General features: G+C 35.2%; 17 protein-coding genes and 1 pseudogene. 6 read left to right on the top strand and 12 right to left on the bottom strand.

The genetic code is table 11. The features are described 5' to 3' along the window. The 6 genes from PF026_RS03640 (at nt 1) to PF026_RS03615 (ending at nt 5,790) form a co-directional block, all read left to right on the top strand. Nucleotides 1-846, top strand: a complete 846-nt coding sequence (locus PF026_RS03640; RefSeq protein ID WP_270863804.1) for a 2-oxoglutarate ferredoxin oxidoreductase subunit beta — start codon at nt 1-3, stop codon at nt 844-846. Continuing rightward, a complete protein-coding gene (locus PF026_RS03635; RefSeq protein ID WP_270861306.1) occupies nt 843-1,394 on the top strand; it encodes a 2-oxoacid:acceptor oxidoreductase family protein in 552 nt (183 codons plus the stop codon). Before PF026_RS03640 ends, PF026_RS03635 begins: the two co-directional genes overlap by 4 nt. A 116-nt stretch (nt 1,395-1,510) precedes the next feature. Further along, entirely contained in the window at nt 1,511-1,993 is a 483-nt protein-coding gene (locus PF026_RS03630) for a flavodoxin domain-containing protein (protein WP_270863803.1), read from the top strand. Nucleotides 1,994-2,208: 215 nt separating this feature from the next. Next, nucleotides 2,209-3,492, top strand: coding sequence for an MBOAT family O-acyltransferase (locus tag PF026_RS03625; RefSeq protein ID WP_270863802.1), 1,284 nt, complete (start codon nt 2,209-2,211; stop codon nt 3,490-3,492). Further along, nucleotides 3,492-4,676 carry a DUF459 domain-containing protein gene (locus tag PF026_RS03620; protein WP_270863801.1) on the top strand — a complete coding sequence of 395 codons (1,185 nt, stop codon included), beginning with the start codon at nt 3,492-3,494 and terminating at the stop codon, nt 4,674-4,676. The genes PF026_RS03625 and PF026_RS03620 overlap by 1 nt, the downstream gene beginning before the upstream one ends. Further along, nucleotides 4,666-5,790 carry a GDSL-type esterase/lipase family protein gene (locus tag PF026_RS03615; RefSeq protein ID WP_270863800.1) on the top strand — a complete coding sequence of 375 codons (1,125 nt, stop codon included), beginning with the start codon at nt 4,666-4,668 and terminating at the stop codon, nt 5,788-5,790. Before PF026_RS03620 ends, PF026_RS03615 begins: the two co-directional genes overlap by 11 nt. A gap of 3 nt (nt 5,791-5,793) precedes the next feature. On the opposite strand, the gene PF026_RS03610 is transcribed toward PF026_RS03615, so the two are convergent. From PF026_RS03610 to murJ, 12 genes and pseudogenes are all read right to left on the bottom strand, one after another. Further along, the gene (locus PF026_RS03610; RefSeq protein WP_270875713.1) at nt 5,794-7,044 is read right to left on the bottom strand and encodes a hypothetical protein; all 1,251 of its coding nucleotides are present in this window, start codon (nt 7,042-7,044) and stop codon (nt 5,794-5,796) included. Between the two features lie 252 nt (nt 7,045-7,296). Further along, nucleotides 7,297-7,782, bottom strand: a pseudogene (locus PF026_RS07955) (pentapeptide repeat-containing protein); the annotation flags it as partial. A 5-nt stretch (nt 7,783-7,787) separates the two neighbouring features. Continuing rightward, the gene (locus PF026_RS03605; protein ID WP_270863798.1) at nt 7,788-8,435 is read right to left on the bottom strand and encodes a YggS family pyridoxal phosphate-dependent enzyme; all 648 of its coding nucleotides are present in this window, start codon (nt 8,433-8,435) and stop codon (nt 7,788-7,790) included. Next, the gene (rseP, locus tag PF026_RS03600; protein ID WP_270863797.1) at nt 8,435-9,547 is read right to left on the bottom strand and encodes an RIP metalloprotease RseP; all 1,113 of its coding nucleotides are present in this window, start codon (nt 9,545-9,547) and stop codon (nt 8,435-8,437) included. The genes PF026_RS03605 and rseP overlap by 1 nt, the downstream gene beginning before the upstream one ends. A gap of 90 nt (nt 9,548-9,637) precedes the next feature. Further along, entirely contained in the window at nt 9,638-10,174 is a 537-nt protein-coding gene (gene pgsA, locus PF026_RS03595) for a CDP-diacylglycerol--glycerol-3-phosphate 3-phosphatidyltransferase (RefSeq protein ID WP_270863796.1), read from the bottom strand. A 15-nt stretch (nt 10,175-10,189) separates the two neighbouring features. Further along, nucleotides 10,190-10,966, bottom strand: coding sequence for an enoyl-ACP reductase (locus PF026_RS03590; protein WP_270864025.1), 777 nt, complete (start codon nt 10,964-10,966; stop codon nt 10,190-10,192). Nucleotides 10,967-10,977: 11 nt separating this feature from the next. Then, nucleotides 10,978-11,874: a 4-hydroxy-tetrahydrodipicolinate synthase gene (dapA, locus tag PF026_RS03585; RefSeq protein ID WP_270861410.1), complete on the bottom strand. Its 897-nt coding sequence runs from the start codon at nt 11,872-11,874 to the stop codon at nt 10,978-10,980. Then, the gene (locus PF026_RS03580; protein ID WP_270863795.1) at nt 11,867-13,120 is read right to left on the bottom strand and encodes a M16 family metallopeptidase; all 1,254 of its coding nucleotides are present in this window, start codon (nt 13,118-13,120) and stop codon (nt 11,867-11,869) included. Before PF026_RS03580 ends, dapA begins: the two co-directional genes overlap by 8 nt. Further along, the gene (locus PF026_RS03575; protein ID WP_270863794.1) at nt 13,120-14,184 is read right to left on the bottom strand and encodes a quinone-dependent dihydroorotate dehydrogenase; all 1,065 of its coding nucleotides are present in this window, start codon (nt 14,182-14,184) and stop codon (nt 13,120-13,122) included. The genes PF026_RS03580 and PF026_RS03575 overlap by 1 nt, the downstream gene beginning before the upstream one ends. A 61-nt stretch (nt 14,185-14,245) precedes the next feature. Continuing rightward, nucleotides 14,246-15,988 (bottom strand): ABC transporter ATP-binding protein, encoded by a 1,743-nt coding sequence (locus tag PF026_RS03570; protein ID WP_270863793.1) that lies wholly within the window; start codon nt 15,986-15,988, stop codon nt 14,246-14,248. Further along, entirely contained in the window at nt 15,985-17,391 is a 1,407-nt protein-coding gene (gene cysS, locus PF026_RS03565; RefSeq protein ID WP_270863792.1) for a cysteine--tRNA ligase, read from the bottom strand. The genes PF026_RS03570 and cysS overlap by 4 nt, the downstream gene beginning before the upstream one ends. Next, complete coding sequence (gene murJ, locus PF026_RS03560) at nt 17,378-18,775, bottom strand: murein biosynthesis integral membrane protein MurJ (protein WP_270863791.1); 1,398 nt, start codon at nt 18,773-18,775, stop codon at nt 17,378-17,380. Before murJ ends, cysS begins: the two co-directional genes overlap by 14 nt. Between the last annotated feature and the right edge of the window lie 64 nt (nt 18,776-18,839).

The raw sequence follows: 18,839 nt of genomic DNA, 5'->3' as shown, positions 1-18,839 counted from the left end.
ATGGCGTTTAATTACGATAAATATTTAAGAGTTGATAAAATGCCGACACTTTGGTGTTGGGGTTGTGGCGACGGCGTTATCCTAAAAAGTATCATTAGAGCGATTGACAAAATGGGCTGGAATATGGACGATGTCTGCGTTGTTAGCGGTATCGGTTGTAGCGGTAGAATGTCAAGCTATATTGATTGTAACACCGTTCATACTACGCACGGAAGAGCCGTTGCATACGCAACAGGTATCAAACTAGCAAATCCTGAAAAACATGTTATCGTGGTAACTGGGGACGGCGACGGACTAGCAATAGGTGGAAACCATACGATTCATGGTTGCAGACGAAATATCGGTCTAAATCATATTTTGGTAAATAACTTTATCTATGGTCTTACAAATTCGCAAACAAGTCCTACTACGCCAAAAGGCTTTTGGACTGTTACGGCCCAATACGGAAATGTCGATCCAAATTTTGACGCTGCAAAACTTGCAATAGGCGCAGGAGCTACATTTGTAGGTCGCCAAAGCGTTTTAAATCCAAATGCGCTTGAAAAACTTTTTGTTGAAGGTTTTTCACACGACGGATATAGCTTTTTTGACATTTTCTCAAACTGCCACATAAATTTAGGTCGAAAAAATAAAATGGGCGAAGCTACAAAAATGCTTGATTGGATCGATAAACGAACCGTTTCGAAGGTTAAATTTGACGCTATGAGTGAAGAAGAACGCAAAGGGCTATTCCCGCTTGGCGTGTTGCATAAAGATGATTCGCATATCGAATACACAAAAGCGTATCAAAAAGTCATCGAAGCAGCACAAAACAAAACAGCTATAAATTTTGAGGAGATAAAATGAACCAGTTAAGATTTGTAGGCGTTGGCGGTCAAGGCGTTATCCTAGCAGGAGAGATTTTAGCTGCCGCTAAAATCGCAAAAGGCGGTTACGGCGTAAAAGCTTCGACATATACTTCACAAGTGCGTGGCGGTCCGACAAAAGTTGATATTATTTTAGACGACAACGAAATTTTGTATCCTTATGCAAATGACGGCGAGATCGATTTTATGATTGCGACTGCTCAAAGCGGTTATAATCTTTATAAATCAGATGTTAAAGAGGGCGGAATTGTCGTAATCGAGCCAAATTTGGTAAAACCGACAGATGAAGATCGTAAGAAATTTAAAATTTACGAAATTCCAATCATCACAATCGCAAAATACGAAGTCGGAAATGTGATTACTCAAAGCGTTGTAGCTCTTGCAATCGCCGTTGAATTTACAAAATGTATGGAAGCCAATGTCGTAAAAGAAGAGATGCTTTCAACTGTTCCTGAAAAGACAAAAGCGGTAAATGAAAAGGCGTTTGATTTGGGAACTAAATACGCAAAAGAAGCTTTAAAAGCTTAAATTTATTTTGAAAGCTCGGTAAATTCGGGCTTTCAATTTTTTTTATTTTTTTAATACAATATTTATCTTATTTAGCTAAAATTACAAAATATTTTTTATTTTTAGGAGAAAATTTAATGGCAAAATTGTTAGTTTATGCTACAAAAGGTGGCGATACAAAAGTAGTTGGCGAATATATCGCAAACAAGCTTGGCTTTGAAGCAAAAGAGGCAAAAGATTTAACAAGCGATGATTTAGCAAATGCAAATGCACTTGTTTTGGCAGTTTCAACACACGGCGATGGTCAAATTCATGCTAAATTTGATGACAAGCTTGATTTGCTAAATTCTACTGATTTGGGTGGCAAAAAAGTCGCTCTTATAGGTGTTGGAAATCAAGAAAGACACCCTGATGATTTTTGTAGTGGCTTGGCAGCATTTTTGCCTGTGCTAAAAAAAGCAAATTTGGTCGGTCTTTGGGGTGCAGAAGGTTATAAATTTAACTACTCACGCGCATTTATAAACGGCAAATTTTTAGGTCTTACAATCGACTTTAAAGGCGATAAAGAGTGGCAAAATAGAGCCGATAAATGGATAAGCGAATTCAAAAATGAATTCTAATTTTTTCAAATTTAGCCCCAAAAATAGGGGCTAAATTCTCATTTTAAATCAAAAAAATTATAAATTTTTAGTCCGTATTATGAATTTATTATGAATATTTTTATATAATCGATTTTTCATTTTATGGGGAGATTATGAGTTTTTTTTCGATTGAATTTTTTGCCGTTTTTATACTATTTTTTTGCATATATTGGGCTTTTAAAAATCATTACAAAATGCAAAATTATCTAATTTTGCTTTTTAATTACGCACTTATTTTAACTTTTAGCCCACATTTTTTACTAGTTATTTTATTTTACACGGCTTTTATTTACTATTCTGCTTTTTTTATACATTATAAAAGGACCAAATTTGCGCTTCTTGCGAGTGTCTTTTTTGCGATTTGTTATCTTTGTTTTTTTAAATACTATGATCAAATTTATGCCGAATTTAGCGCAGTTTTGGCGTTTTTTGGCTTTGAAAGCATAAATTTACAAATCGCCTTTCCGATAGGAATTTCATTTTATACTTTTGCTTCGATTACATATCTTACGGCGATTTATAAAAAAGAGCAAAAGATTGTTTCATTTTTAACTCTTGCTTGTTATTTGTCCTTTTTTGCGACACTTGTCGCAGGCCCGATTTGCAAAAGCAAATTTCTTATGCCACAATTCGAGCGAAAAAGAGAGTTTAAAAATGCAGATTTGATTTTTACGCTTTTGATTTTCGCAGCCGTTAAAAAGCTTATCATCGCAAGTTATTTGGGCGATTTTGTAACGGGCGTTTTTGACGATCCGCACAGCTTTTCATTTATGCAAATTCTCCTTGCTATAAATTTATACGGAGTTTGGTTGTATGCAGATTTTAGCGGTTATGTCGATATTGTTACGGCTCTTGCGCTTTGCATTGGATTTGAGTTGCCAAAAAACTTCGATATGCCTTATATTTCAAAAAATGTAAAAGAATTTTGGCAAAGGTGGCATATAAGTTTATCAAATTTTATAAAAGATTATGTCTATATCCCGCTTGGCGGAAATCGCCACGGCGAATTTAGGCGTTCTTTAAATTTGCTAATCGCATTTGGGCTATCAGGAATTTGGCATGGTGTTGGGCTAAATTTTTTGATTTGGGGTTTGTTGCACGGCGTGGCTGTGGTGTTTTTAAATTTAACCTCATCGTGGCGGATTAAAACGCCGTTTTTAGCAGTGTTTTTAAACTATTTATATGTTAGTTTTGCTTGGGTATTTTTCGCAAATGACAAATTTAGCGATGTTTTAAATATTTTTAAAGCTTTGGGCGAAGTTAGGCTGTATTTGTCATATTCTGAGTTTGTTATCGCCGTTATGCTCTGTTTTTTGCTCTTTTTTTATACCAAATTTACAAACGGCAAAGAAAGGCTAAATTTAGCACTACAAAAAATGCCTTTCGCGCTTAAACCGATTGTGCTAAGTGCCTTATTTATCGCTATTTTTACATTTATGCCAAGCGGAATTCCAAATTTTATTTATGCGAGTTTTTGATGATTAAATTTGTTGCGACTTTACTATTTTGCGCTCTTTGTTCGCTTTTTTTTATGCAAGAATCGTTTTTTACATATTTAGAACAAAAATATCACAACGATTTTAATCTGCGTGAGATTAGTGCAAATTCGTGCTTAGGAAGTGGCGCAAAAGCCTATAAATTCGTCAAAAACGGCTTTAAAAATGAAATCGAATTTACAAATCCAAACGAAAAAATTTGCGAAAATTTGCTAAATTCTCTAACGCTTCCAAAAGAGCAAAATTTCATGGCAACAGATATGAATTTAACGCAAATTTCGCAAGAAGTTTTTGAGTATTTTCGCCAAAGTAAAGAGCAAAATGCCAAAAACCAAAAATTGGCGCGACAAAATAAAATTTTAGAAGAGAATAAAAAGAAAATTTTGCAGTTGCGTGAAAATGCAAAAAAAATCGCGCAAAATTCTCAAAAAACAGAGCAAAATGACACAAATAAAACGGCAAATTTAGCAGCCAACGCAGATGTAAATTTAACAAAGCCGGAAGTTAAAATAGCCAGTATAAAGCCAAAACGCTTGGGAACTAAAATTTCTTTAAATTCAGGCGACGGGGTGATTTTTGTCGGCGATAGCGTTATGGAGTATGTCGCAAGAGCGGCAAAGCAGATTTTTCCAAAGTCGAATTTAAGGGCTTTTGATCTTAGCAAACACAGCACGGGGCTTTTGACAAAAAAATATCACGATTTTAACAAGGAAATCAAAAAAACTATGCGCGAAGTTGGCGGCGTTAAGCTTGTTGTTGTATTGCTTGGTGCAAACGATGTTTGGGGCAAACGCATTGACGGCGCAAATAGAGAGTTTTACTCAGAGCAGTGGATAAATTTTTACAAAAACAATATCGATGAAATTTACGAAACAGCCTCGCTTGGTGGCGCACAGGTGCTTTGGCTTTCGCTTCCTTGTATGAAAAAGAAATCGTTTGATTCTAAAATTCGCAAATTAAATAAAATTTACAAAGAAGAAAATACAAAATTTGGCGGAATTTTTATGCGAACAGATGATTATATTTGCAAAAACGGCGAGTATATTTCGCATTTAAATTTAGGAAATAAAACGATAAAACTTCGCCAAGACGATGAAATTCACATAACAAAAGCAGGTTCAATGCTAATAGCAAAAGAAATTTTAAGGATGATAAATGTTAATTAGATTTTTTTCTGTGGCGATTTTCTCGCTCGTTTTGGTGGGCTGTGTCAATTTAAGCAAACAGATAAAAGTCTCAGACATAAAAGCCATAAATATCGTAAATTTCGGCTCAAATCAAATGCCTTTGATGACAAATTATTCGATGAACGATTACGGCTTTGGGATTAAATTTTTCGGCGATTCGCATTTTGCTAGTGATGATACGATAAATTCGTTTCGCAAAAACTTTTTTAATCAAAATAGCATTGGCTTTGTTCTGCCTATTATGCCGAGATTTCAAAAAAGCGAGAATTTAAGCTACTCCCAGCACGGCTTTACGACCATAAATTCACGGCTTGAAGATTTTGATGATTATCCGCTTTGCGGCGTTGTGGCGTGGGCGCAAAACGCAGGAGCTAGTATGAATTTAGGACTAAAACAGCTTAGCGGAGAGTTTGAATTTGAAATTTTACACAAAGGTTCTGTAAATGGCGAAATTCTAAATGTCAAAGACGCCACAAACAAAGAATTTATCATCTCACAAAATATGCAAAATAGCTGGGAATACTCCAAATTTAGCGTTAAATTCCCGCTAATAATAACCACGCTCCAAGATGATATTTATCTTGGCGGATACAAAATTTTCAAATCCCAAAATGCAAAATTCGCCGACTCGTGTGCGTTAAACGGGGCGTTTTCTCATATTCATCGTAAATGGAGCCAAGACGCGTTTATACGGGATTTTGACGAGTTAAATTATGATTTATTTGTCATTGCTTACGGCACGAACGATGCTATGGATAAAGATTTAGACATCGCTAAATTTAGCAAAGGTTTGCAAGAGCTAATCGACAAGCTTAGAATTTCGCAGCCAAGTGCTAGGTTTTTGTTGATTTCGCCGCCACCTAGCCCAAAAGCCGTTCGTGTGAGCGATGTGCGACATGCCGTAATGCGCCTAGCGCAAACCAATCGCACAATGTATTTTGATTTAAGAGATTTTATCGAAGCAAACGGTGGTTGGAGCGTATGGAAAGCAAGTGGTTTGGTTAAAAACGACGATATTCATTTCACAAAAGCAGGATACGAAAAAATCGGCGAAATACTAGCAAATGCGTTAAAAAATAGGCTTGGAAATTAAATTTTAGCTTGGCACGACCGAATTTCGCCTTGCCGTTTTTTGCAGTGAAAACAGACAAAGACCAAGAATTATAGCGTAGATAAAACTGATACATTTTATCGTTTTATCGCGTGAGCTATCGGCGTAAATGGCTTGTTTGAATTTATCATTATCATCTAGTTTTTTGTATAAATCGTCTTTATTTTCAACTATAAATTTTTTGTATTCATTTAGTTCGGAAATACTCAAATTTTCGCTCAAATTTGGATTTTTTGTTGCGTTAAATTCAGGGTTTATTATCGAAGCTAAATTTATTATTTCTGTTTTGTTTGCTTCTGTGATATTTATTTCTAGGTATTTATCTTTAAATTCTAAATTAAAATTTGAATTTTTGCTTTCTATTTTATCATTGATTTGTCTGACTAAATCTAAAATTTCACTTTTATTTGCTTGTGAAATATTTGCTTCTAGGTATTTATTTTGAAATTCTGAATTCAAATTTGCAAATGGTATTATTGATGAAGTAGAAGCATATAGCATTACAAAAAAAATAAGGTATGAAATTGAAGTTAAAATTGTTCTAAAAAATTTGTGTGTATAGGCATACAAAACTAAACTTAAACTGCTAACTTCGGCTATTTTGCTTAGTTTGTGTTTGTGTGTATAGGCATACAAAACTAAACTTAAACTAAGTATATAAAATATTCCAATGATAATTGTACTTGTATAACATTCCAAAATAGGTATTTCAAATCTTGGTATTTTATTTTCTGCTAAATTAAACGCAAAAATAATCGAGCCAAACAAAGCAATCATAGCTATTGTAAAGTTTAAAATTCTTATCAAATTTGTATGGTGTTCGCTAGTATTTCTATAAATACCTAGTTGCCAATGCTCTACTATATCTTTTATATTTTTTTCTTTTGTTATTTTATTTTTTAGCTCAATCTCTTTTGCATAAAGTTCAAGTTTATGGAAATTCGAAGCTTCTAGGTTATTGTTGGTTTCGATAAGTGAGTGTTTTATGACTCTAAATGAATCACGGAAGTTATTAGCCCAACGAATTTTATATTTTAAATCTAATTCTTTAATTTTCTTTTCTTTTTCATTTTCTTCTGAATTATTATCAATTTTTTCTCTTTCTTTTTTATAACTTTCATCTTCGTAATTTTCTTCGACAGCACTATTTATATTCTCTAAATTTATATTTTCAATATTTAAATTTATGAAATTTGCTTTATTGAAATCTTTAAAAAGAACGCTTGAAAAATTCATAGATTTTTCAAAATTAACACCATAAAAACAAGCAACTGCTTCAAATTCTGCTTCGTGGAAATAGGCATAATCTGAAAATGTAGTGTTGTCAAAATAGGCATTGTTTCTAAAATTAGAAATTGAAAAATATGCCCGTGCTTGAAATTTAGTATTTTTAAAAAAAGTATAACTACTAAAATTGGTACTGATAAAATTGGCTATATTTTCAAATTTAGCTTCTAAAAAAATTGTTTTGGTAAATATGGCTCCACTGAATTTAGCAAGACCTTTGAATATAGTGTTGTGAAAAATTGCTTCTTGTTTAAATTTAGCTTTTGAAAAATCTGCTGTTTTGTCAAATTCAGCAAATGAAAAGTCTGCTTTTTCAATAATTGAATTGTGAAAAGAAATTTCATTGTGTATATAACAAGATCTTGCAGATACCTTTTTAATATTGCATTCTTGAAAAGTATGTGTAAAATTCAAATGATTTTTTAAGTGTATTGAATTTATGTTGCATTTTGAAAAATTAAAGTTATCAACAATTGAACTATCTAAAACTAAATCTTTATCAAAATTAAACTCAACAAAATATAAAGGTTTTTGTTCTTTTAAAATTTCACTTTTTATTTTTTGAAATTCTGATTTAAGTTCTTCAAATTCAATGCTTTGTTTCGGCTTAATATGTATAAGCGTATCGTAGATAATAATATTTAATTTTTCGCTTTCAATATTGCGTATTAAACTGTCATTTTCCATTTTTCCTACCTATACAAAATCCGTCCAAGTCGAACCATATTTGATCCGCATTTTATGGCTAGTTCGTAGTCATCGCTCATGCCCATTGAGCAGATTTTTGCGCCGTGTGGTTGCAAATTTTCAAAAATTTTGTAAGTGATCTCAAAGCTTTTTTGTATTTCGCGTTCGTCGTCCGAGTGTGCGCCTATACTCATAACACCGCATAAATTTAGGTTTTTGCAACTCTCTTTTATCTTTAAATATTCATCGACGGCGCGTGAAATTTCTATCCCGCTTTTGCTACTTTCATCAGCCGAATTTATCTCCAAAAGCGTATCTAGCGTAAAATTTGCTCTTTTATCCACAGCGACGGCTAGTTCGTAAGAATTACAACTTTGCCACAAAGTAGGGCGTAAGGAAAGTAGATGATTTATTTTATTACTTTGCAACGAGCCGATGAAATGCCATTTTAGGGGCAGGTCGCTTAAAATTTCGCATTTTCGCTTCATCTCTTGGACGCGGTTTTCGCCAAATTCGATTTGCCCCTGCGAGTAGAGATTTTCCACCGCATCAGTATCTACATTTTTGCTAACGGCGATTAGACGGACATTTTCCCACGCATCACACTTTTGTCTAGCTGTTTCTATATTTTGCCAAATTTGCTCTAAATTCATCAGTTATACGCCCCACCCAGTCGCAAAAAGTCGTTTATTATCGTAAAAGCCATAAGCGCGAAAAGTAACGCCATGCCGACATAGCTAAGTGCGACAAATACGCGCTCGGAAACCGGTCGCCTAAAAATCAGCTCGTAAATGTTAAATGCGATATGTCCGCCATCTAGTGCGGGGATTGGGAGCAAATTTAGTATGCCTAAATTCACAGAAATGAGCGCCACGATAAATAAAAACACGCTTGGACCAAAGGCGACTGCTTTTGCCGTAATGTCTGTGATAGCGACGATTCCGCCCATTTCTCGTGCCGGGACGACGCCTGTGATGAGCTTTTGAAGTCCTACTAAAATCAGCGTTGAAGCTTTGTATGTTTCATCAAGTGCAAATTTAAGCGAATTTAGCCCTGTATTTTTTAAAATCACGCTTTCGCCGTTTGGCGAAATGCCGATTAACGGCGTTTTTATCGTCTCCAACCACATATTTTTTTTCTCGCCGATTTTTGGCGTGAGAGTTAAATTTATAATCTCTCCGTTTCGTTTAAGCTGTAAATTTATCGGTTCGACTGTAACAAATTTCGATATATCGTCCCACTCGTTGATTTTGTTTTGATTGATAAATAAAATTTCATCATTTAGCTGAATTCCTGCGGCGGCAGCGGCGGAGTTTTCGCCGATTTTACCGACTTTTGGCGCAAGTCGCTCGACACCTATGTAGCCAAGTGCGATATAGATGAAAAACGCTAAAATAATGTTAAACGCTGGACCTGCAAGTAGTATAAAAATGCGCCCAAGCGGGTGCAGGGTAGTGTAGCTATCCTTGTCGTCGCTTCTTGCGTTTGGGTTTAGATCTTCTTGCCCTTTTAGGCTGACATAGCCACCAAGTGGGATTGCGCTTATGGCATATTCTGTTTGTCCGATTTTTTTGGTGTAAATTTTCTCGCCAAAACCCACGCTAAAAACATTTACGCAAATTCCTAGCTTTTTTGCTGCCAAAAAATGCCCAAGCTCGTGGAAAAAAATCAAAAATGAAATCGCAAGTAGCACGAGCATAAAATTTAACCCGTAAAAATAAAATCCAGCCCCTAAAATCGCCAAAACTAATAAAATACTTTTCAAATTTAACCTTTAATAAATTTTTCTTGTGATTGTAGCAAAAAAGATAAAATTTGGCGTAAATTTAATGAAATTTTCGCCAAATTTGCAAATTTATTTTTTATTTTTAAGATAAGCAAAAATATACTCAAACCCTGAATATAGCGTTAAGATGACGGCTATCCAAAGTAGAATTTCACCGCCCCACCACTGCATGGTTAAAAAGCCGATTGCTATCATCTGAAAAACGGTTTTTACCTTTCCTGCCATGGACGCTGAAACGCTGATATTTTCGCTAACCATAACCGTGCGAAATCCTGTGATAAAAAATTCACGGATCAAAATAAGATAAACAGCCCAGACATTTGCACGGTCAATGAGAGCAAGTCCCAAAAAACCCGCAAGTGTAAGCATTTTATCGGCTAGTGGATCGATGATCGAACCTAGTTTTGTGATTTGATTCCATTTTCTAGCGATATATCCGTCAAAAAAGTCCGTTACCGAAGCGATGACAAAAACAAGTGCGGCAAAATAATTTAGCCAACTTGTATGAACGCTCGTGTCGTTGTTTCCTGCTAAAATCAAAAAATACAAAAACAAAGGCGCAAGTAAAACGCGAAAACTAGCTAAGATATTTGGTAAATTCCACATTTGCTTTTCCGAATTTTATTTAAAAGTCGTTCCGCCATCGACGATAAATGTATGACCCGTTACCCAACTAGCCTTGCTAGAACATAAAAACAAACAAGCTCCCGCTAGGTCTGTTGGCTGACCCATGCGATTAAGAGGTGATAATTTTGCCGTCATATCGCGAACTTCTTCGTAGTTTGTAAATGCTCTTAAAGCGTCAGTTTCGATAGGTCCGCCGCTTACGACATTTACGCGAATATTTTTCTCTCCAAGCTCAGTCGCGGCGTATCTTGCCATAGCCTCGACTGCTGCTTTTGCCGTGCCGTGACCTGAATAGTTTTCGATATAGACTAAATTTCCTGTTGAGCTTAGGCTTATTATGCTACCGCCACCGACGGTTTCCATGCGTTTAGCAGCTTCTTGTGCGCCCACGACAAAGGCATTTACGGTTGCAGTAAAGATATTATTTATACCACGCGGTTTTAAACGCATAAATTTAGTATATCCACCGGCTACTGCGCGACCTGAGATAATAGCATTTGAGATGAAAAAATCAATCCTATCGAAATCTTTATCGATTTCTAAAAATAGCTCTTTGTAGGTTTCAGGCTCTAAAATATTTAACGGATACGCTCTTGCTTTTATGCCAAATTCTTTTTCAAGCTCAATAGCTTGTTCGTTGGCTAAATCTGCATTTGAATTGTATGTAAAAGCGATATTTACGCCACATTTGGCAAATTCTAAAACTATCGCTCGACCAATGCCACGCGTTCCGCCACTGATAACTAATGTTTTTCCTTTAAATTCATTCATAAACTCTTTCATTAAAATCCTTTTATATTGTATTGTTTCATTACGCTTTCGATTTTTTTAAGATTTTCGCTACTTGGTTCGCAAAGCGGTAGGCGATATTCGAGCGTATCGATTAGACCAGCTAAAAACATTGCCGCTTTTATCGGTATTGGGTTGCTTTCGCAAAATAGAATTTTGTTTATCGCATACAAATCATCATTTATCTCTTTTGCTTTTAAAAATTCGTTTTTCATCGCAAAATTTGTTAAATTTGCAATGTAATCAGGCAGTAAATTTGCTGTTACAGAGATAACGCCTTTTCCGCTGTTGCTTAAAATCGGATAGTTTATCGCATCTTCGCCACTAACTACTACAAGGCGAGGCTCATGCGCTAGTAAATCCACGCATTTATCGATACTACCGCTTGCTTCTTTAACGCCGTAAATATTATCACAATCGTTAAATAGCTTTATGATTGTATCGGCTGAAATATCGCAACCCGTTCTGCCCGGGACATTATAAAGCAATACCGGAATTTCAATAGAATTTGCTATCTCTTTATAGTGCAGATAAAGCCCTTTTTGCGTAGGTTTGTTGTAATATGGCGCGACCGAGAGAATTCCGTCAGCTCCGTGATTTTGAGCAAATTTAGCTAAATCAACTGCTTCATGTGTGGCGTTTGAACCAGCTCCCGCTAGGACTTTTACGCCTGTATTTTTGCATGTATCAACGGCGATTTCGATGCAAATTCTATGCTCATCATGCGTCAAAGTCGCACTCTCGCCCGTGGTTCCAACGGGAACTATTACATTTATGCCATTGTCGATTTGTCTTTTTATCAGTTTTGCGTAACTTACTTCATCTACTTTTCCGTTTTTAAAAGGCGTGATTATCGCAACCATCGAGCCTGTAATGACATTTTTATTCATTTTCTTCCTTTCTTAATATCATCGTTGTTGAATTTTTTCTAACCAAATATTTTTCCATACAATCTTTTAAATTTGCCTTTTGTAAATTTTTTATCCCTTTTTCATAGGCAAATAAAGCGTCCAAATCGCCCCTAATGATATAATCTCCAAAAATAGAAGCGACTTTTGAAGCACTATCAAGCGAGTAGATAAAATCTTTTTTAACAGAGTTTTGAATTTTTGTCATATCGTCATCTGTGATTTCTGCGTTTTTTGCAAATTCGATTAAATCAAAAATCTCATCACGCAAAATTTCAGCTTTTATGCCGATATTTGCATAAGCAAAAATAATATATAAATTTTCAAATTTTGCCGACATATTATAAATTCCAACATAATTTGCCAACTTTTTCTCATCAACTAAAACTCGTTGAAAAAGCGAACTTTTGCCGCCGCTTAGATACTCTTCAAGGGCGTTTAGTCCTACTTGATCTGCGTGATTAAATGGTGGAATTTTAAAAGCAATAGCCACAATATCAACTTCGCTTTTTTTATAAATCATAGCAGATTTTTCGCCATCTTGAACCGGCTCGGTGCAGTGATTTTGTGGGATTTCACTTTTATTTTCAATGTTACCGAAATATTTTTTAGCCAAATCAAAAATTTGATCTTTTTCAATATCTCCTGCAACAATCAAAACGGCATTTTTTGGTTGATAAAATTTAGCGTGAAAATCCTTTATATCATCAATCGTCCAGTTTTTTATATCTTCTTTAAAGCCGATTGGAGTCCAGTGATAAGAGTGATATGAAAAAGCCGTATTATAAAGTCTAAAAAACAAATATCCGCTTGGATCGTTATCTGTTCGCCATCTGCGCTCTTCTAAAACAACGCTTCGCTCGGGCTGAAATTCATCATCTTGCAAATCCAAATTTTGCATAATATCAGCATATAGTTCGAGCGATTTTTCTAAATTTGCGTTTGAACATTTTATGAAATAATGAGTATAATCAAAGCCCGTGCTTGCATTATTTACGCCGCCAAAGCCTTTTACTATTTTATCAAATTCTCCTGCTTTGCGATTTTTTGTGGATTTGAAATTCATGTGTTCTAGCATGTGGGCTATACCGCTTTTGCCCATGATTTCATCTTTTGAGCCGACATTATAAAAAATATCGACACTTATAACGCTACTTCCTAAATTCACAGGTATCGCATAAACTTCAAGTCCGTTTTCTAGGGTGATTTTATCAAATTTAGGAAACATTATATTGCCTTTTTAGCATTTACGCCGATTGCCTGTGTGATACTAGTAAAGCCGTCTTTTTCGAGCAACTCGGCAATTTGCGAATTTATATTTTTAATCACGCTTGGACCTTTAAAGATAAAACTTGTGTAAATTTCAACCAAACTAGCACCCATTTTTATGCGTTCATAAGCTTCTTTGCCGTTGTCGATACCGCCACAACTTATCAAAATCGTTTCTCCAAAAAGCTCGTTTGCCACAGCTTTAAAAAGCTCTTTTGATTTTTTTGTGATTAGCTTTCCGCTAAGTCCGCCAAAATCTTTTGCATTTGGCGTTAGGCTATAATCAATGCTTGTGTTGTTGATGATTACGCCGTTTGCGCCGTTTTGCACGGCACAAGAACACAGATCGATCGCTTTGCCAAAACTCATATCGGGGGCGATTTTTAGGAAGATTGGTTTAGCGGTTATGCTTTTCATGGTTTCAAAAATATCTTTTATAAATTTTTCATCTTGCAAATCACGCAAATTTGGGGTATTTGGCGATGAAATATTGATAACAAAAATATCGCACAAATCTTTGAATTTTTGCGTTAAAATTTCATAATCTTTTAGTGCTTCATCATTTGGCGTGATTTTATTTTTGCCGATATTTGCGATTAAGGGAGCTTTAAAAGGATAAATTTTTTCTACTCTTTTTGCGATAGCTTCCCAGCCTTCGTTGTTAAAACCCATTGCATTTTGCAAACTCTCTTCTTCTATCAAGCGAAAAAGGCGAGGCTTAGCGTTTCCTGGTTGTGGTTTTGGTGTGAAAGTGCCGTATTCTAAAAATCCAAATCCAAGTGCGTTTAGTGCTTTTATCATCGTTGCGTTTTTATCAAAGCCACCGCCGATTCCAAGTGGATTTGCAAAATTTAACCCAAAAATATTTTGTTTTAATGCTTCATTTTGATAAGAAAAATTTTTAGAAATCAAATTTAGTATAAAATCAAAATTTCCGCCGTTTTTAAGAGCAAATTCGGCTAAGCCGTGAGCTGTTTCGGGGTCAAATTTGAAAAGCAATTTTTTTAAAGTTTTATAATACATACCTATCCTTGAAAAACGCAAAATTCTAGCAAAAATTAGTTAAAAAGCGGATTAAATTCATCTATTTTTCGCTTGTATCTTTGTTTTCGTAAGCGAAATTTCCTTTTAGTTTTTGATAAATTTCACACTCCCTAACTAGCTTTTCATCGTCGCCAAAACCTACGATTTCGCCGTTATTTACGACTGCGATTTTACCTGCGTTTTCGATAGTGCTAAGACGGTGCGCTATGATAAATACGATTTTATCAGTTTTGATTTTTTCTATCACTTCTGTAATGGCTTTTTCGCTGACATTATCTAACGCAGAAGTTGCCTCATCAAAAATCAAAATTTGCGGATTATTATACAATGCCCTAGCAATGGCGATTCTCTGCCTTTGTCCGCCGCTTATATTTGTGCCAAATTCATTTAAATTTGTGTGAATCCCGTTTTCAAGCCCCATTACAAATTCATAAGCATTTGCCGATTTTAGGGCATTTATAACCTTTTCTTCATCGTAAGCTTTACCATAAGCAACATTGTTTGCAATTGTGTCGTTGAAAATATAAATGCGTTGGCTTACAAAACCGATATTTTCACGCAGACTTTCAAGGCTAAATTCGCACAAATCGTCATTATTTACCAAAATATTTCCGCTTGTGGTATCGTAAAATCTCATAATCAAATTTACAATCGAAGTTTTTCCGCCGCCGCTGTTGCCAACAAGTGCGATAGTTTGACCTTTATTTACGCTAAAATTTATATTTTTTAAAGCCGTTTTTTCGCCGTAGTTTAGGCTGACATTTTGAAACGAGAGAGAATTTATATTTTTTGGAAATTCTTTCTTTCCGCCGATGATGGACGGCGTTTTATCGATTAGTTCAAAAGTTCGGTTGCTCGCTACTATTGCATCTTGCATATTATTAAACACGCTAGTAACTTTTTTAATCGGCGTATAAAGCATAAAAAGTGCTGCCACAAACGAAGTAAATTTACCAAGTGTCATAGCCCCATCAATAACCTCTTTTCCGCCTATGTAGATGACTACGGCAATACCGATACCGCCTAGCATTTCCATTAACGGGCTAACTAGTCCGTTTGTAATGATAGCTTTGAAATTTAGTCTGTAAATTCGGTAGTTTTCTTCCGAAAATCGTTTTATTTCACTTTTTTGGGCGTTATTTGCTTTTACAATTTCGATATTTGAGTAAATTTCGCTAAGAACCGAGTTTATATCGGCTGTTTTTTCTTGTGAAGCTTTTGAAATGCGTCTCATTCGCTTTGCGAGACGAGAAAGTGGATATACAGCACACGGAAGTACAATCAAGGCAAAAAATGCTAGTTTTGGACTTTGATAAATCACAACGCCTAAAAGCCCGATTATGGTGATTAAATTTGTAAAAAATTCAGGTATCATATTTGAGATGATAGTTCGAATTCGCTCGACATCGTTGATTGTCCTACTCATCAACTCACCCGTTCTAAATTTATGAAAAAAGCTCATATCAAGGTAGATTAGCGTAGATAGAATTTTTTCTCTAAAAATTCTAACGACATTTTGTCCTATGTAGCCTGTAAAATATGTCTGCATAAAGTTACCAAGACTTTTTGCTAAAAAAATGGCGATTATCGCAAATGGTATGAGTTTAAGGTAGTTTTCGCCTTTTTCGACAAAAACGCCGTCCATTGTGGGTTCTAGTATATAAGATAGCCCGGCTGTGCCAAGTGCAGCTAAAATCATACCGATAATCGCAAAGAAAAATTGAACTTTAAAATCTTTGAAAAACGGGCTAAATCGCTTTAAAATTTGCAAAAATTCCTTCATTTTTTATCGCTTTCGTTCATAACTTCCCAAATGGTGCCACTTGGCGTATCCATTATGGAAATTCCCATTTTGGTTAAATTTTCTCGTATCTCATCGGCAAGAGCGAAATTTTTCTCTTTTTTTGCTTCGCTTCTTTGAGCGATAAATTTGGCGATTTTAACCTTGTCTTCATCGCTTACGCCAAATTGAAAATATTCATTTTCATTGATTTGCAAAATTCCTAAAATATCGCCGATAAAATCTAAATTTGCCATAAATTCAGACTTTTTGACTTTATCTTTTGGATTTTTATCTAAATATTCATTTGCGTAATTTATAAAATTATCCAAACTTGCCAGCGCCAAAGATGAGTTTAAATCATCATTTAAAGCAGATAAAATTTCAGCCCGAAATTCGGCATTTACAGCACTCGCACTCACGCCAAAAAGCCGTTTTTTAAGGCGATAAATTTTATCAAGCCGTTTTTTACTAGCGTTTAAATCTTCAAGCGAATAGTTAAAATTTGCCCTATAATGCGAACTCATCAGATAAAATCTCAGAGCTTCACCCGGGACAAATTTAAGAGCGTCTTTTATAAAAAAGCTATTTCCCAAACTCTTACTCATTTTTTCGTTATTAACCTGCACGAAGCCGTTGTGAAGCCAGTATTTGGCTAAGCTTTTATGCTCTCCGCACCTGCATTGAGCTGCTTCATTTTCGTGGTGCGGAAAAAGCAAATCAAGCCCACCAGCGTGAATATCAATACAAAATTCGCTTTTATTTTTGCCAAAATGCTTTTTTATCATCGCTACGCACTCGCTGTGCCAACCGGGACGACCTTTTCCAAATTCGCACTCATACCAGTTTTCATCAAATTTCCACAAAACAAAGTCTTTTTCGCTTTTTTTGGCTGAATTTGAGACAACTCTTGCTTGGTGGCTTAAATCGTTTGCTTTCCCGCTAAGGCTTAAATAATCGCTATCTTTTGCCGTGTCAAAGTAAATTCCATCGCCACTAATCTCATAAGCGTATCCATTTTGAACTAAATTTTTTATATAAGCGATGATTTCAGCGATAGTTTCGGTCGCCTTTGGCTCGACATCGGCTCTAAGGACATTTAAGGCGTCCATATCATCTAAATAACGCTTTATATAAAATTCGGTTATCTCTTCTAAACTTTTGCCAGTTTCGCTCATTTTTTTTAAAATTTTATCGTCAATATCGGTAAAATTTTTAATAAATTTAACGCCGTATCCGTTTGCTAATAAAACCCTACGGAGTAAATCAAAGCTAATCGCACTTTTTGCATGTCCTAAATGTGCATCATCATACACGGTCGGACCGCAAACATAAAAATTCACGCAAGTTTTATCATCTGGCGTAAATTCAACCTTTTTTCTTTTAACACTATCAAAAATAACCATTTATAAAGCCTTTGAAAAAGTATAAAATAACGATTTCAACCACGCAAATGGCTAAAATCGGCACAAATTTGCGAAATTTAATTATAGCTAAAAAGTTATTAAATCCAAATTCTTTTATATTTTTATAAAGCAAAAATAACCCTGAAAGCGAACTAGCTAGTGCTAACCCGGCAGCTCCGTAAGGTTTAACAAAAATTGCGCACAAAGCGATATTTAAAATCAAACTTTGAATAGAAAATTTAGCAGCTTCCTTTTGTTTCATTTTCGAATATAGCCACTGCGAAAAGAGTTTTGCTAAACCAAAAGGAACTAGACCCACCATAAAAGCAGCCAAGACTTTTGCGCACTCTATCGTGTCTTCTCTTGTGAATTCGCCCCGTTCAAAAAGTAACCACGAAATTTCAAAACTAAGCATTATTCCGCCGATAGTCGAAGCTAAAAGCAAAAATAGCAAAAAATAAAAACTTTTTTCTAGTAAATTTTGGGCTTCTTTGTCGTTGCCTGATTTGATTTGTTTTGCGATTTTTGGGAAGATTGCAACCGAAAGCGCAATCGCAAAAAGTGCAAAGGGAAGTTGAAAAATTCGGTTTGCATAGTATAAATAACTAATGCTTCCAAATGCCAAAAAACTAGCAAACCAAGTATCGACAAAACTTGAAATTTGCAAAGCTGATGAACCGATAACGCCGTGGTAAAAGTTTTTATAAAAGCCTTTTGTATCGGCTTTTTCGCCATTTTTTAGGCGTGAAAAACCGCCCAGTAGCACCTTTAAAAGTCCTGTAAATTTCAAGGCATAAATATGAACCAAAAGTTGCAAAAATCCGCCCACTACAACGCCGATACTAAGATATAAAACGATAGTTTTATCATCTTTTTCACGAGCTAAAATCAAAGCCACAATCATCGCTAAATTTAAGAGCGCCGTTGAAAATGCCGTCGTGGCGAAGTGATCACGATACTGCAACATTGCCGCAAATAGCGTAACTATGAAAATAAACGATAAATATAAAAAATTTATTCGCACGAAAGGAACGGCTAAATTTATGGTTTCCTTGTCAAATCCAAGGGCTAAAATTTTTGTAAAAAATGCCGCAAAAAGTAAAACGACAAAGGTTAAAAAAAGTATGAAAATCGTAAATTTAGTTAAAACCGAAGCAGCAAAAATTCCCTTTTTCTTAGCGTGAGCAAAACTTGGCATAAATGCCTGTGTAAAGGAGCCTTCGCCAAAAAGCCTACGAAATAAATTTGGCAGTTTAAATGCTACAAAAAATATATCACTCCAAATTCCAGCCCCCAGCACGGAAGCTGTCATCAGATCTCGCACTAAGCCTAAAATGCGTGAAACTAAAATTCCAAAACTATTTGTAAAAAAGCCCTTAAACATACCTATCCGTAAAGTTTTTATAAAATACAAAGGCAAATTATAATATAATTTTTGCTTATTTCAA

The sequence above is a fragment of the Campylobacter sp. CS_NA3 genome (genome assembly GCF_027797495.1).
Lineage (GTDB): Bacteria > Campylobacterota > Campylobacteria > Campylobacterales > Campylobacteraceae > Campylobacter_B.
This window is presented reverse-complemented; position numbering and strand designations above follow the sequence as displayed.